16 protein-coding genes are annotated in these 14,491 nt (G+C 41.3%); all 16 read left to right on the forward strand.

Annotated features, from left to right (window positions below; all coding sequences use genetic code 11):
• Positions 1-61 precede the first annotated feature (61 nt).
• The 16 genes from rpsP to xerC all read left to right on the forward strand — a co-directional run bounded on the left by rpsP (position 62) and on the right by xerC (position 14,487).
• Positions 62-334, forward strand: coding sequence for a 30S ribosomal protein S16 (gene rpsP, locus MHI08_RS07660; protein ID WP_008344841.1), 273 nt, complete (start codon positions 62-64; stop codon positions 332-334).
• Positions 334-579 (forward strand): KH domain-containing protein, encoded by a 246-nt coding sequence (locus MHI08_RS07665; RefSeq protein ID WP_024424192.1) that lies wholly within the window; start codon positions 334-336, stop codon positions 577-579. Before rpsP ends, MHI08_RS07665 begins: the two co-directional genes overlap by 1 nt.
• A gap of 103 nt (positions 580-682) precedes the next feature.
• Positions 683-1,069, forward strand: coding sequence for a YlqD family protein (locus MHI08_RS07670; protein WP_024424191.1), 387 nt, complete (start codon positions 683-685; stop codon positions 1,067-1,069).
• A gap of 8 nt (positions 1,070-1,077) precedes the next feature.
• Positions 1,078-1,602, forward strand: coding sequence for a ribosome maturation factor RimM (gene rimM / locus MHI08_RS07675; RefSeq protein ID WP_268416259.1), 525 nt, complete (start codon positions 1,078-1,080; stop codon positions 1,600-1,602).
• Entirely contained in the window at positions 1,599-2,333 is a 735-nt protein-coding gene (gene trmD / locus MHI08_RS07680) for a tRNA (guanosine(37)-N1)-methyltransferase TrmD (protein WP_024424189.1), read from the forward strand. Before rimM ends, trmD begins: the two co-directional genes overlap by 4 nt.
• A 137-nt stretch (positions 2,334-2,470) precedes the next feature.
• Positions 2,471-2,818 carry a 50S ribosomal protein L19 gene (gene rplS / locus MHI08_RS07685; RefSeq protein WP_008344834.1) on the forward strand — a complete coding sequence of 116 codons (348 nt, stop codon included), beginning with the start codon at positions 2,471-2,473 and terminating at the stop codon, positions 2,816-2,818.
• 89 nt (positions 2,819-2,907) lie between these two features.
• Positions 2,908-3,756 carry a ribosome biogenesis GTPase YlqF gene (gene ylqF, locus MHI08_RS07690; RefSeq protein ID WP_024424188.1) on the forward strand — a complete coding sequence of 283 codons (849 nt, stop codon included), beginning with the start codon at positions 2,908-2,910 and terminating at the stop codon, positions 3,754-3,756.
• A gap of 76 nt (positions 3,757-3,832) precedes the next feature.
• On the forward strand, positions 3,833-4,597 hold the full coding sequence (locus MHI08_RS07695) for a ribonuclease HII (RefSeq protein ID WP_342500133.1): 765 nt from the start codon (positions 3,833-3,835) through the stop codon (positions 4,595-4,597).
• Positions 4,598-4,623: 26 nt separating this feature from the next.
• Positions 4,624-6,363 carry a glycosyltransferase gene (locus MHI08_RS07700; protein ID WP_339241395.1) on the forward strand — a complete coding sequence of 580 codons (1,740 nt, stop codon included), beginning with the start codon at positions 4,624-4,626 and terminating at the stop codon, positions 6,361-6,363.
• Complete coding sequence (locus tag MHI08_RS07705) at positions 6,360-6,635, forward strand: FlhB-like flagellar biosynthesis protein (protein ID WP_003211418.1); 276 nt, start codon at positions 6,360-6,362, stop codon at positions 6,633-6,635. Before MHI08_RS07700 ends, MHI08_RS07705 begins: the two co-directional genes overlap by 4 nt.
• A gap of 176 nt (positions 6,636-6,811) precedes the next feature.
• A complete protein-coding gene (gene sucC, locus MHI08_RS07710) occupies positions 6,812-7,972 on the forward strand; it encodes an ADP-forming succinate--CoA ligase subunit beta (RefSeq protein ID WP_024426972.1) in 1,161 nt (386 codons plus the stop codon).
• 22 nt (positions 7,973-7,994) lie between these two features.
• Positions 7,995-8,897: a succinate--CoA ligase subunit alpha gene (sucD, locus tag MHI08_RS07715; protein ID WP_007499624.1), complete on the forward strand. Its 903-nt coding sequence runs from the start codon at positions 7,995-7,997 to the stop codon at positions 8,895-8,897.
• 63 nt (positions 8,898-8,960) lie between these two features.
• A complete protein-coding gene (gene dprA, locus MHI08_RS07720; protein ID WP_224426534.1) occupies positions 8,961-9,863 on the forward strand; it encodes a DNA-processing protein DprA in 903 nt (300 codons plus the stop codon).
• 193 nt (positions 9,864-10,056) lie between these two features.
• Positions 10,057-12,132, forward strand: a complete 2,076-nt coding sequence (topA, locus tag MHI08_RS07725) for a type I DNA topoisomerase (protein WP_024424184.1) — start codon at positions 10,057-10,059, stop codon at positions 12,130-12,132.
• Between the two features lie 70 nt (positions 12,133-12,202).
• Positions 12,203-13,507, forward strand: a complete 1,305-nt coding sequence (trmFO, locus tag MHI08_RS07730; protein WP_024424183.1) for an FADH(2)-oxidizing methylenetetrahydrofolate--tRNA-(uracil(54)-C(5))-methyltransferase TrmFO — start codon at positions 12,203-12,205, stop codon at positions 13,505-13,507.
• A gap of 62 nt (positions 13,508-13,569) precedes the next feature.
• On the forward strand, positions 13,570-14,487 hold the full coding sequence (gene xerC, locus MHI08_RS07735; RefSeq protein WP_342500134.1) for a tyrosine recombinase XerC: 918 nt from the start codon (positions 13,570-13,572) through the stop codon (positions 14,485-14,487).
• Positions 14,488-14,491: the final 4 nt, after the last annotated feature.

The raw sequence follows: 14,491 nt of genomic DNA on the forward strand, positions 1-14,491 counted from the left end.
AAACCCTTTTATCATTGTTAATATACTATCTTGTTGAAATATTTTCGGAGGTGCTAGTAAAATGGCAGTAAAAATTCGTTTAAAACGTATGGGAGCAAAAAAATCTCCTTTCTATCGTATTGTTGTAGCAGATTCTCGTTCACCACGTGACGGTCGTTTCATCGAAACAGTTGGAACTTACAACCCAGTGGTATCACCAGCTGAGGTGAAAATCAACGAAGAATTAGCGCTTAAATGGCTTCAAAATGGTGCGAAACCATCTGATACAGTTCGCAACCTTTTCTCAAGCCAAGGAATTCTTGAAAAATTTCATAATGCGAAAAACAGCAAATAATGAATGAGCTGTCCTTGGAAGAATTGATTGTGTCCATCGTCGAGCCACTTGTTGATTTCCCTGAAGATATTCACGTATCTTCATTAGAAAAAGATGAGCAGGTGATTTACACACTGTCTGTCAATGCTGAAGATACCGGAAAAGTGATCGGAAAGCAGGGACGTACAGCAAAAGCGATACGAACAGTCATTTTTGCAGCAAGTGCAGAGTCTTCTAAGAAAGTTCAACTTGAGATTGCTGACTAAAAAGGGAGAGGGCTTAGGACCTCCCCTTTTTTTACACGTTTAAATCTATTTTTCGTTATACTGTAGAGGACAAATGCCTTCGGATAGGGGGACAAAAAGGAAGATGCAGATCATTCAACATGTCACCGTGATGCAAGTATTAACTGAAAGCAGTAAGGACAAACTGTTAACGACTTTTTTGGAGAAAAAAGAAAGACTAGAACGTGAATGCAATCAACTATATTTTCAACTAAAAAAACATGAAAAAGAACCACATCAGCAAGAAGCCATCCCTCAATTTCAAAAAGCGATCGATAAAAGGCAAGAGAAGATCCGGCAAATTGATTTTCAAGTAGAGCAGCTGCATATTTTGCCGCTTGGAAGTGAAATGAAAGAAACAGAAGTGGATGCATTGGTTGAAGTAAAAATAGGTGATAAATGGGATGACAAGATGCAAGACAATGTCATCGTCGTGAAAGACGGCACCATTGTGGAAATACGTCAGGGGTGATTGAGAACATGGAGCTAGAATGGTTGAATGTTGGAAAGATCGTCAATACACACGGAGTGCGCGGAGAAGTACGCGTCGTGTCAAAGACGGATTTCCCAGAAGAGCGCTACAAAAAGGGAAGCGTCCTCTATATTTTTAAGCAAGGTCAAAGCGAGCCGCTGAAAGTGACTGTCGCATCACATCGCCAGCACAAACAGTTTGATTTGCTCACATTTGAAGAAATCAGCTCATTAAATGAAGCAGAGCATTTGAAAGAATCAATCTTAAAGGTAGAAAAAGAACATCTTGGGTCATTAGACGAAGGAGAATTTTATTTCCACCAAATCATTGGCTGTGAAGTATACGATGAAGAGGACAAGCTGATCGGCCAAATCAAAGAAATCCTTACGCCAGGGGCAAATGATGTGTGGGTGGTTGGAAGAAAAGGCAAAAAAGATGTCCTCATTCCATATATACCATCTGTCGTCAAAAAGATCGATATCTCATCCAAAACCGTACACATTGAAGTGATGGAAGGACTTATTGACGAATGAAAATCGATTTCTTAACCCTTTTTCCTGAAATGTTCGAAGGTGTGCTTCACTCATCGATCTTAAAAAAAGCACAGGAGAAAGAAGCTGTCTCATTTCAAGTCGTCAATTTTAGAGAGTATTCGGATCATAAGCATAAAACAGTGGATGACTATCCGTATGGCGGCGGTGCTGGTATGGTACTGAAAGCGCAGCCCGTATTTGATGCGGTAGAAGATTTAACGAAAAAAGCAAGCACGAAACCCCGAATCATTCTTGTCTGTCCTCAAGGGGAAAGATATACACAAAAGAAAGCAGAAGAACTTGCAAAAGAAGAGCATCTTATGTTCATTTGCGGCCACTATGAAGGCTACGATGAGCGCATCAGGGAGCATCTTGTCACAGATGAGATCTCAATCGGAGATTTCGTCCTCACAGGCGGAGAGCTGCCAGCGATGATGATTGCAGACAGTGTGGTCAGGCTTTTGCCTCATGTGCTTGGAAAAGAAGCGTCTCACATCGAAGATTCATTCAGTACAGGTCTGCTTGAGCACCCGCACTATACAAGGCCAGCTGATTATAAAGGACTAAAAGTGCCGGACGTGCTTCTCTCTGGAAATCATGCCAAAATTGAAGAGTGGCGGCGCAAAGAATCCTTGAAGCGAACCTATACAAGAAGACCAGATTTGATCGATTCTTGCAAAACATTAACGGATGAAGAAAAAAGATGGCTTTGGCAGCTTCATAATGACTAGATTGTATTGCACACGGCATAGAGGTATGGTATGATACTACTTGTGACTTGGACGGCTTGCCGATTCAAGTTTGAAAACGATGTTCCGCTGCAATGAAGAAAGAGGACATGAGCATCTGTTGGAAGGAGTTGAAAACGATGCAACAATTGATTGAAGAAATCACAAAAGAACAATTACGCACTGATCTTCCTGCGTTCCGTCCTGGTGACACTTTACGTGTACACGTTAAAGTTGTCGAGGGTACTCGTGAGCGTATCCAGATCTTTGAAGGTGTTGTAATTAAGCGTCGTGGTGGTGGAATCAGCGAAACTTTCACAGTTCGTAAGATCTCTTACGGTGTAGGCGTTGAGCGTACATTCCCTGTACACACACCAAAAATCGCTAAGATCGAAGTTGTACGTCACGGTAAGGTACGTCGTGCGAAACTTTACTATCTACGTGAACTTCGCGGTAAAGCGGCTCGTATCAAAGAAATCAGACGATAATGATATCAAAGGAAAGAGCTTGTTACCTGTAACAGGCTCTTTTTTTGTACAATGTATAAAGATAATGGTAAAAGAAAGAAGGTGCACATATGACGATTCAATGGTTTCCAGGCCATATGGCAAAAGCAAGACGTGAAGTCACAGAAAAATTAAAGCTCATCGACATCGTATTTGAATTAACCGATGCAAGAATTCCGATGTCCTCTAGAAACCCAATGATCGAAGAAATCCTTCAAAACAAACCCAAAATCATGCTCTTAAACAAAGCAGATAAAGCAGATCCTCGTATGACAAAGGAGTGGCAGGCGCATTTTGAGCAGCAAGGCGTTCGGTCACTTGCCATTAACTCTGTCGATGGACAAGGGTTAAATCAGATCATCACGACTTCAAAAGAAATTTTAAAAGAAAAATTCGACCGCATGAAAGCAAAAGGCGTCAAACCACGTGCCATTCGAGCACTGATTATCGGGATTCCCAACGTCGGCAAATCGACCTTAATCAATCGTTTAGCAAAAAAGAACATTGCCAAAACAGGAGACCGGCCTGGGATTACGACATCACAGCAATGGGTAAAGGTAGGGAAAGAACTAGAACTGCTCGATACCCCTGGAATCCTCTGGCCGAAGTTTGAAGATGAGCAAGTAGGACTCAGACTTGCGGTGACTGGAGCGATCAAAGATTCGATCATCAATTTACAGGATGTCGCTGTGTATGCCCTTCGTTTTCTAGAAGAGAACTACCCAGAGCGATTAAAAAAACGCTATGACCTAGCGGAGATACCTGAAGATACGGTTGAGCTGTTTGATGCAATTGGTACTAAGCGCGGCTGTCTAATGAGCGGGGGATTCATAAACTATGACAAAACCACCGAAATCATTATTCGGGATATTCGAACAGAAAAATTTGGTCCCCTCACTTTTGAGAAGCCTGAAAGCTAAAAGACACGCAGCTCATGCGGGTCTTTATTTTTTGCGAAAAACTGCCGATATAAAGAAGGAGGCTGCGAAAAAGCCTATGTACACGGTGAAACAAATAAAAGAACTTATAGAAAAGCATGCAGGCGACGAGGCCTACATTCGCGAGCTTGTGAAAGATGATACGAGAAAAAGTGTCCAAAAACTGATAGAAAAGTGGCACAAAGAGAGAGAAAAGCAGCAAGCACTTCGCGCGGCATGGGATGACATGCTGCAATTTGAAAACAAAGCAAAGGCGCAGGGATACACATGTATTGCTGGAATAGATGAAGCAGGAAGAGGACCGCTTGCCGGCCCAGTTGTGGCAGCAGCCGTTATATTAAAGGAAAATACAGTCCTGCTCGGTTTAAACGACTCAAAGCAATTATCTGAGAAAAAAAGATTGGCTTATTATGATTTAATTCAAAAAGAAGCACTTGATATCGGAATCGGCATTGTTGATGCGGCTACGATTGATGAAATCAATATTTATGAAGCATCAAGACTGGCGATGGTAAGAGCTGTAGAGCAGTTAACTCATACACCTGATTATCTACTCATAGATGCCATGACACTCCCGCTTTCTACTCACCAAGAGAAGATCATCAAAGGAGATGCAAAAAGTGCATCCATTGCAGCAGGTGCATGTATTGCGAAGGTGACAAGGGATCAGATGATGGAAGAGTACGGGCGTAAGTATCCTGAGTATCAATTTGAAAAACATAAAGGGTACGGAACGAAAGAGCACCTGGCTGCGATTCAAACACATGGTGCTACCCCCATCCACCGGTTATCGTTTGCGCCAGTGAAATCTGTTATATCATAAATTTTAATCTAAGGAGGCTGCCTGTGATGACAAGAGTTGAGGACATACATACAGCACTGAATAGCCGGCTGAATACGGCCGAATCGGTTCCATTAAACACCGAAGGGAAGGATAATGTTCATCGGCTGATTCTCGGTAAAGTACTAAAAATGCTTGGAGATGATACAGCCCTTGTTCAAATAGGTTCAACGAAAATAAAAGCACAGCTGGCGGCTCAGCTTAAAGCAGACGCATTTTATTGGTTCCAATTTGAACAAGAGGGTGGAGGCAGCCTCAATAAACTAAGACCCGTTCAGCAATTTGATCAAGATCCTAAGACATTAAAGGATGCAGCAGCCAAACTATTAGAAGGTCTCTCACTGAAAAATGGGCTTGAAAACATGCTGACAGCTACAGCTTTTTTAAAGGAAAAGTCCGTCATCAACGAAGGAGAGTTAAAAACGGCAGTGAAGTGGATCGAACAGCTTCAAGGAGCTGATGTGAAGAAAGGGCTCCAGTCACTTCTTTTTGCTTTAAAGAAAGATTTACCGATCCAGCAAGGGGTGCTTCAATCTATTTTAGCCGTAAAATCACCCTCTGCCCTTCATCAGGATATAACAGCGCTATTAAATCAATTAACACAGCTTCCGAAGCACACAGATGCCACACAGACCCTTATACAAGCCGTTCGGTCAGTTGTAGATGCAGAGACAGCCGTCCATTCAGAAAAGCTCTTATCGGTCCTTCTAGCAGCGAGAGAAGGCGAGGCGAAGCAAGGTGGCAATTCACCAGTAACGACTCAGCTCAATCCTTCTCAGCAAAAAGAAAATAGCCATGCCGCAATCGTTCAAGAGCGTCAGCCGTCCCAAGTTCCTCAGACAAACGTGCAGCAGTCAACAAGTCCAAAAGAAGAGCTGCAAATCCCGCCTCAGCAAATTGAGCGGATACTGGCAAGTTTGATGAAACAAGGTGCAGACGGGCAGCAAGAACCTAACTTAAAACAGCTCACAGCATTGCTGCACGGGCTCCAGCAGGCAGGATCTCAGCCTGACGCAAAAGCAGCTGTGCTTCAAAAAGAGTTTCCCTTCCTGTCAAAAGCAGAGGCAAAAGCTATGGCCCAGGTAGTGCAGCAGACAGAACCAACATTAAGTAATAAAACCGATGTCCTCGATTTACTTATGACGATGAAAAAGGCAATAGGTGTACGTGATGAAATTGGTATGCTGAAACTGCTTGAAAAAGGCAGCCAGGATGTCAAAAGTCAGGAGCTGCACCAATTAAAGCTTACCTTAAATGATGTGAGACAGGCTGATTTACCAGAGCCCATTAAAAAAGAAGTGGATCAATTATTTCATAGATTGAATGGGCAGTTATTTGTGCAGCAGGAGAACCAAACCGTCAGTCAAATGATGATTTCCTATCCGCTTTTCTCAAAACATAGTGTTCAAGATTTAACCTTTATTCTAAAAGGACATAAGAAAAAAGATGGCTCTATTGATATTTCTCAGTGCCGCCTCATGTTTTATTTAAACATGGAAAACCTTGAAGAAACCTTGATAGACTGTACGATTCAGCAAAAGGTCATGTCCATTACAGTCGAGACAGCCCATGAACTGCAAGGCACCATTAATCCAATGATTCCGGCTGTTCGAGAGAATTTAAATGCGCTAGGATACAGTTTAACGGGAATTACAGCAAAAAAGAGACAAGAGCCAGTAGATCCGTCTCAATTTCTAGATGAACACTTTCATAAAATCAGCGAGAAAGGGCTGGACTTACGAGTATGAAGGATTCAAAACCGCTTAGAAGAGCGGTCGCACTGCATTACGATGAAGAAAAACAAAAGGCGCCAAAAGTCGTTGCAACAGGCAGCGGCTATGTGGCAGATCATATTATTGAAGAAGCAAAAAAGTCGGGAGTCCCAATCCAGGAAGACCGTAATTTAGTCGAACTCATGCGCCACTTAACATTAGATGAGGAGATCCCTGAAGCGTTATACGATACTGTAGCAGAAATTTTTTCGTTTATCTACAGGTTAGATCAAAAAATGAAAAAATAAGGTAAAATAAGTGATTTGGCTGAAAAATTTATATTTTTAATAAAATAAAAGTTTGAATGTTTAGAAGGATTTTACGATTTTACATAGAACCCTAGACATTCTCTTTTTTATTCTTTAAAATGAAAGCGCAGTCTATTTTATAATTTTTGTTTCTACATATGTTGGGAGGATGGGAAATGAATATCCATGAGTACCAAGGAAAAGAAATCCTAAGAAAATATGGGGTTTCAGTTCCAAATGGTAAAGTAGCATTTACACCTGATGAAGCAGTGAAAGCATCAGAAGAGCTAGGGAGCTCTGTATATGTCGTAAAAGCACAGATTCATGCAGGCGGCCGTGGTAAAGCAGGCGGGGTAAAAATTGCAAAAACGAAAGATGAAGTGAAAGGGTTTGCAGAGGAATTGCTCGGCAAGACACTTGTCACACATCAAACAGGGCCTGAAGGGCGCGAAATAAAACGCTTACTTATTGAAGAAGGCTGCGATATTCAAAAGGAATACTATGTTGGACTAGTTTTGGACAGAGCGACATCAAGAATTGTATTGATGGCATCTGAAGAAGGCGGTACTGAAATTGAAGAAGTAGCAGAAAAAACGCCAGAAAAAATCGTCAAAGTGGTCATCGATCCAGCGATTGGTCTGCAAGGCTATCAGGCGAGAGAAGTGGCATTTAAAATTAATATTCCAACAAAATTAGTTGGCCAAGCTGTTAAGTTTATGACAAGCCTTTACAATGCGTTTATTGAAAAAGATTGTTCAATTGCTGAGATTAATCCACTTGTTGTAACAGGCGATGGAAAAGTCATGGCACTTGATGCAAAATTAAACTTTGATAGCAATGCCTTATATAGACAAAAAGATATATTAGAATACCGTGACCTTGATGAAGAGGATCCAAAAGAAATTGAAGCATCTAAATATGACTTAAGCTACATTTCTTTAGATGGAAATATTGGCTGTATGGTCAATGGAGCAGGTCTTGCGATGTCTACAATGGATATCATCAAGCATTACGGCGGGGACCCTGCAAACTTCCTAGATGTTGGCGGCGGTGCAACAGCTGAAAAAGTAACGGAAGCATTTAAAATCATTTTATCTGATCAAAATGTCAAAGGGATTTTCGTGAACATTTTTGGCGGCATCATGAAATGTGATGTCATTGCAGAAGGTGTTGTTGAAGCGACGAAACAAGTCGGCTTAACATTACCACTTGTTGTACGTCTTGAAGGAACAAACGTTGAATTAGGGAAGAAAATCCTGAGTGATTCAGGCTTAAATATCACTTCTGCTGAGTCTATGGCTGACGGGGCAGAAAAGATTGTATCTTTAGTCAAGTAGAGCAGAAAGGCAGGGAACCTAAATGAGTGTATTTATTAATAAAAATACGAGAGTAATTGTTCAGGGGATTACCGGTTCAACCGCATTGTTCCATACAAAACAAATGATTGAGTACGGAACAAATATTGTTGGTGGTGTCACACCTGGAAAAGGTGGAACTGAAGTAGAAGGAGTTCCTGTATTTAATACTGTATCTGAAGCAGTTCAGACTACTGGAGCGAACGCTTCTGTTATCTATGTACCAGCACCATTTGCGGCAGATGCCATTTTAGAGGCTGTTGACGCAGAAGTCGATCTCGTCATTTGTATCACAGAACATATTCCAGTGCTTGACATGGTCAAAGTGAAACGGTATATGGAAGGGAAAAAGACAAGACTAGTTGGACCAAACTGCCCAGGTGTCATCACACCTGAAGAATGTAAAATTGGTATCATGCCTGGCTACATTCATAAAAAAGGTCATGTGGGTGTTGTTTCTCGTTCTGGAACGCTTACATATGAAGCGGTACATCAGCTTTCAGAAGCTGGCGTTGGTCAATCGACAGCTGTAGGAATCGGGGGGGACCCGGTAAATGGGACAAACTTTATTGATGTGTTAAAAGCATTCAATGAAGACCCTGAAACACATGCTGTAATAATGATCGGTGAAATCGGCGGTACGGCTGAAGAAGAAGCAGCTGAATGGGTAAAAGCAAATATGACTAAACCAGTCGTTGGCTTTATTGGCGGTAAAACGGCGCCTCCAGGAAAACGTATGGGACATGCTGGTGCTATTATTTCTGGTGGTAAAGGAACAGCTGATGAAAAAGTAAAAACAATGCGTGAATGTGGAATTGAAGTGGCAGAAACACCATCTGTCATGGGAGAAACGTTGATTAAAGTATTAAAAGAGAAGAATCTCTTCGAAGCTTGTAAAACGCATTAATGACACAAGAAGACTTGTTCTTTGACAAGTCTTCTTCTTTCTATCTTAAACTGGAGGAATGGTATGTACAACGTGTCCGAAAGAATGATTTTTCACCGCTTAAAAGGCCTCATCTCACCCTCATTATTAACAAAATGGTGGAAAGTCGATCCTGAACTATATATAAATGAAGAAACACATCATTTTAAACAGGATCGAGCATTACAAACGATCGACTTTACCCGCTTAAAACAAGCTGAAGAAAATGAATTCCCCATTTTTCAACACATCGTTCAAGCCTATTTAAAGCAAAACATTCACATGATTCCCATCACATCACCCTTATATCCCAGCACATTAAAAAATATTTATGATCCTCCCCCTGTGTTATTCCTAAAAGGAAACGTATCATATTTAAATGAAGAAAAAAGTTTAGGTGTAGTCGGCACGCGAGCTCCATCGTCTTATGGAGAAGCATGTGTGAAGAAAATTGTTGGTGAGCTTGTCAAGGAAGAGTGGATGATTGTCAGTGGTTTAGCTAAAGGAATCGATGGACTGGCACATAAAGAGTGCATCAGGAAAAAAGGGAAAACAATCGGCATTATAGCAGGCGGCTTTCAGCATGTATACCCAAAAGAACATGCACAAATGGCTCAATACATGGGCGAACATCATTTGCTTTTGTCAGAGCACCCGCCTTATGTCAAACCAGAAAAGTGGCATTTTCCAATGAGAAATCGTTTAATTAGTGCATTGACGAAAGGGACCATCGTGATTCAGTGCAAAGAAAAGAGCGGTTCTCTTATTACAGCCTATCAAGCGCTTGAGCAAGGCAAAGAAGTATTTGCGGTTGCTGGATCCATCTTTGATTCTAATTCCACAGGTCCGGCAAGACTCATTCAGCAGGGGGCAAAGCTTGTTCATTCCACAAAGGATATTTTAGAGGAATTCTCCTTCCACAGCGTTCAATATACTGAACTCTCATAAAAATATCGTTTGACAAAAGACATCGGAATATTTAATAATAGTGAGGATTTAAGTTTACACTTTGTTTTTCGTGTTTATAATGATGTTCATCATAAAGAATTTTTAATGATTGCCTGTTAGATAGGTGCAATTAACATAAATATGAATTGTGAAATGTATAAAGAGAGAACACCTCTTAAGGGGGATTTTGAGTATGGCTGATTATTTAGTCATCGTTGAGTCGCCAGCAAAGGCGAAAACGATTGAGCGTTATTTAGGAAAAAAGTATAAAGTAAAAGCTTCAATGGGGCACGTAAGGGATTTACCGAAAAGTCAGCTCGGTGTTGACACTGAGCATGACTTTGAACCGAGATATATTACGATTCGCGGGAAAGGCCCAGTTTTAAAAGAATTAAAAACAGCAGCGAAAAAAGCAAAGAAAGTCTATCTCGCAGCTGACCCCGATAGAGAGGGAGAAGCGATTGCTTGGCATTTAGCACACAGCCTTGACCTTGACCTCTCTTCTGACTGCCGCGTTGTTTTTAACGAGATTACAAAGGATGCGATTAAAGATTCCTTTAAGCATCCACGTATGATCAATATGGACTTAGTTGATGCGCAGCAGGCAAGACGGATCTTAGATCGTCTCGTTGGGTATAAAATCAGTCCGATTTTATGGAAGAAAGTGAAAAAGGGCTTAAGTGCCGGACGTGTTCAATCAGTTGCACTCCGCCTGATTATTGATCGCGAGAATGAAATTAATGAATTTAAACCAGAAGAATACTGGACAATTGACGGTACATTCCTAAAAGGAAAAGAAAGCTTCGAAGCGAGTTTCTTTGGCCTCAATGGCAAAAAACATCCATTGAAAACAAAAGAAGATGTAAAAGAAATCCTTTCGAAATTAAAGGGAAGCAAATTCTCTGTAGAGAAAGTAACGAAAAAAGAGCGTAAACGTAATCCAGCTGTTCCGTTTACGACTTCTACTTTACAGCAGGAGGCTGCAAGAAAATTAAACTTCCGTGCGAAAAAGACAATGATGATTGCACAGCAATTATATGAAGGAATTGATCTTGGTAAAGAAGGTACAGTCGGTCTCATTACATATATGAGAACGGACTCAACACGTATTTCCAATACAGCGATTGAAGAAGTATCTGCCTTCATTGATCAGACGTACGGCAAGAATTTCTTAAACACAACAAAACGAACAGCTAAAAAGAATGAAAATGCACAAGATGCTCACGAAGCCATCCGTCCGACTTCGACGTTAAGAAAACCGGCAGATGTCAAGCACGTGCTAAGCCGCGATCAGCTTCGTCTGTACAAATTGATTTGGGAACGATTCGTGGCCAGCCAAATGGCGCCGGCTGTTCTTGATACAATGAGTGTGGACCTTGATCATAACGGTCTTACTTTCCGTGCGAATGGCAGTAAAGTAAAATTCCCTGGGTTTATGAAGGTTTATGTGGAAGGAAAGGACGACCAGCTAGAGGAAAAGGACAAAATGCTTCCTGATCTGAAAGAAGGGGACACAGTTCTTTCAAAAGACATCGAACCTGAACAGCACTTCACACAGCCGCCTCCGCGTTACACTGAGGCAAGATTGGTCAAAACACTTGAAGAGCTCGGTATAGGCCGTCCATCTACGTATGCACCAACATTAGATACAATTCAAAAGCGCGGCTATGTCGCACTTGATAATAAACGATTTACTCCGACAGAGCTTGGAGAGATTGTACTCAACTTAATCATTGAATTCTTCCCTGAAATCATTAACGTTGAATTTACAGCGAAAATGGAAAAGGAACTTGATAGTGTTGAAGAAGGTACGATCGAATGGGTTCGTATTATCGACAGCTTCTATCAAGACTTTGCAAAACGGGTAGAAAAAGCTGAAGCAGAGATGCAAGAAGTTGAGATTGAGCCGGAATACGCAGGTGTTGATTGTGAAGAGTGCGGACATCCGATGGTGTACAAAATGGGTAGATACGGCAAGTTCATGGCGTGCTCTAACTTTCCTGACTGCCGCAACACAAAGCCAATTGTCAAAGATATCGGGGTCAAATGCCCGTCATGTCATGAAGGAAACATTGTTGAACGAAAATCGAAAAAACGCCGCATTTTTTATGGCTGTGATCGTTTTCCAGAGTGTGAATTCGTCTCTTGGGACAAACCAATTGAAAGAAAGTGTCCAAAATGCGAAAATATGCTTGTAGAGAAAAAGCTGAAAAAAGGCGTTCAAGTTCAATGTGTCAACTGTGATTATAAAGAGGAACAACAAAAATAGCGGTGAGCAGCCTTGTTCACCTGCTTTTTTATGTCATCAAACAGACCTTACGAAATAGGAGAGTTGTACAATGAGTCAATTTGTAAATGTGATCGGAGCCGGTTTAGCTGGAAGTGAAGCTGCATGGCAAATCGCTAAACGAGGGATTAAAGTCAATTTATATGAAATGAGACCTGTGAAACAAACGCCGGCTCACCACACAGATAAATTTGCGGAGCTTGTATGCAGCAACTCACTGCGTGCGAATGCTTTAACGAATGCAGTAGGTGTATTAAAGGAAGAAATGCGTCATTTAGATTCAGCTATTATCGCAGCAGCAGATGAAAGCTCAGTTCCTGCTGGCGGCGCGCTTGCAGTAGACCGTCATGAATTTGCAGCAAACGTGACAGACCGCGTGAAAAATCATCCGAATGTTACTGTCTTTCAAGAAGAAGTGCAAAGCATACCAGAAGGTCCGACAATTATCGCGACTGGCCCGCTGACATCAGAAGCACTTTCAAAAGAATTAAAATCGTTAACAGGAGAAGAATATCTCTATTTCTACGATGCAGCGGCACCTATTCTAGAGAAAGACAGCATTGATATGGATAAGGTGTACTTGAAATCACGCTATGACAAAGGAGAAGCCGCTTATTTAAACTGTCCAATGACAGAAGAAGAATTCGATCGTTTTTATGAGGCACTCATTTCTGCTGAAACCGTGCCATTAAAAGAATTTGAAAAAGAAATCTTCTTTGAAGGCTGTATGCCAATTGAAGTCATGGCGAAAAGAGGAAAGAAAACGATGCTGTTTGGTCCGATGAAGCCAGTAGGACTGGAAGATCCGAAAACAGGAAAAAGACCTTACGCTGTTGTTCAATTAAGACAGGATGATGCAGCAGGTACTTTATATAACATCGTTGGCTTCCAGACACATCTGAAGTGGGGCGATCAAAAGGAAGTATTCCGTTTGATTCCAGGCCTTGAAGAAGCAGAAATTGTTCGTTACGGCGTGATGCACCGTAATACATTTATTAACTCGCCAAGCCTTTTAAGACCGACTTATCAGTTTAAAAATAGAGATGACCTATTCTTTGCCGGACAAATGACAGGCGTTGAAGGGTATGTCGAGTCCGCAGCGTCCGGACTTGTGGCTGGCATTAACGCCGCTCGTTTTGTCAAAGGAGAAGAGCTTGTGACACTTCCTGAGGAGACGGCGATTGGCAGTATGGCTCACTACATCACATCGACAAACAAGAAAAGCTTCCAGCCGATGAATGCGAATTTTGGTTTGCTGAAAGATCTAGGTGTTCGAATTAAGAACAAACAAGAACGTTATGCAGAGTACGCTAAGCGCGCAATCGAAACTATTCAAACTATTTCGAAATCTCTGTAGTAAAACATTGCACGGAAAGCAAGATATGTGATACCATTTAAAAGCCTTAAAGAGGTGTAAAAATGACGAATAAACAGCGTCTTGTCCACTTATTCATTGAATATCTGCAAATTGAAAAAAACTATTCAGCTTTAACGATCTCAGGATATACAGAAGCCATTGAAGAGTTTGTCAGATTTATGAACATTCAAGGAATAGACGGTTTTGAAGAGGTATCCTATCAAGATACGAGAATTTATTTAACAGAAGCTTATGAAAAAGGCCTGACAAGAAGAACGATTAGTAAGAAAGTCTCTGCGCTTCGCAGCTTTTATAAATTTTTATTAAGAGAACAGCTTGTGAAAGAAAATCCTTTTTTACTCGTTAGCTTACCAAAGCAGGATAAGCGGATTCCTTCATTTTTGTATGAAGAGGAACTAAAAGAGCTTTTTACAGTTTCTGATGTCAGCACACCGCTTGGGCAAAGAAATCAAGCCATTTTAGAACTTCTTTATGCAACAGGTATGAGGGTCAGTGAGTTATGTTCATTAAAAGAATCTGATCTTGATTTATCGATGGATACAGTGCTTGTTCATGGGAAAGGCAGCAAGCAGCGGTATGTTCCTTTCGGGTCATATGCTCATGAAGCGCTCATTACTTATTTAGAGGATGGAAGGCAGAAGCTGAAATCTAAAGGGAAAGACCGCGCTGATACTCATTTGTTTTTGAATCAGCGCGGGACGCCTCTTACAGACCGAGGTGTACGATTCATTCTCACTGAATTAATGAAAAAGGCGTCAGGTACATTACATATCCATCCTCACATGTTAAGGCACACCTTTGCCACGCATCTCTTAAACGAGGGGGCGGATTTGAGAAGTGTTCAAGAACTTCTCGGTCATTCAAATTTATCATCTACACAGGTGTACACGCATGTATCAAAAGATTCTTTAAGAAACACGTACATGTCTCATCACCCAAGGGCTTTTAAACGATCCTAAAAGG

Source organism: Bacillus sp. FSL M7-0791, from assembly GCF_038627085.1.
In the GTDB taxonomy this organism is placed as follows: domain Bacteria; phylum Bacillota; class Bacilli; order Bacillales; family Bacillaceae; genus Bacillus; species Bacillus safensis.

Bases quoted from the DNA above. Each gene is read 5' to 3' on its own strand.
- rpsP (WP_008344841.1), top strand. From the start codon at position 62: ATGGCAGTAAAAATTCGTTTAAAACGTATGGGAGCAAAAAAATCTCCT.
- MHI08_RS07665 (WP_024424192.1), top strand. From the start codon at position 334: ATGAATGAGCTGTCCTTGGAAGAATTGATTGTGTCCATCGTCGAGCCA.
- MHI08_RS07670 (WP_024424191.1), top strand. From the start codon at position 683: ATGCAGATCATTCAACATGTCACCGTGATGCAAGTATTAACTGAAAGC.
- rimM (WP_268416259.1), top strand. From the start codon at position 1,078: ATGGAGCTAGAATGGTTGAATGTTGGAAAGATCGTCAATACACACGGA.
- trmD (WP_024424189.1), top strand. From the start codon at position 1,599: ATGAAAATCGATTTCTTAACCCTTTTTCCTGAAATGTTCGAAGGTGTG.
- rplS (WP_008344834.1), top strand. From the start codon at position 2,471: ATGCAACAATTGATTGAAGAAATCACAAAAGAACAATTACGCACTGAT.
- ylqF (WP_024424188.1), top strand. From the start codon at position 2,908: ATGACGATTCAATGGTTTCCAGGCCATATGGCAAAAGCAAGACGTGAA.
- MHI08_RS07695 (WP_342500133.1), top strand. From the start codon at position 3,833: ATGTACACGGTGAAACAAATAAAAGAACTTATAGAAAAGCATGCAGGC.
- MHI08_RS07700 (WP_339241395.1), top strand. From the start codon at position 4,624: ATGACAAGAGTTGAGGACATACATACAGCACTGAATAGCCGGCTGAAT.
- MHI08_RS07705 (WP_003211418.1), top strand. From the start codon at position 6,360: ATGAAGGATTCAAAACCGCTTAGAAGAGCGGTCGCACTGCATTACGAT.
- sucC (WP_024426972.1), top strand. From the start codon at position 6,812: ATGAATATCCATGAGTACCAAGGAAAAGAAATCCTAAGAAAATATGGG.
- sucD (WP_007499624.1), top strand. From the start codon at position 7,995: ATGAGTGTATTTATTAATAAAAATACGAGAGTAATTGTTCAGGGGATT.
- dprA (WP_224426534.1), top strand. From the start codon at position 8,961: ATGTACAACGTGTCCGAAAGAATGATTTTTCACCGCTTAAAAGGCCTC.
- topA (WP_024424184.1), top strand. From the start codon at position 10,057: ATGGCTGATTATTTAGTCATCGTTGAGTCGCCAGCAAAGGCGAAAACG.
- trmFO (WP_024424183.1), top strand. From the start codon at position 12,203: ATGAGTCAATTTGTAAATGTGATCGGAGCCGGTTTAGCTGGAAGTGAA.
- xerC (WP_342500134.1), top strand. From the start codon at position 13,570: ATGACGAATAAACAGCGTCTTGTCCACTTATTCATTGAATATCTGCAA.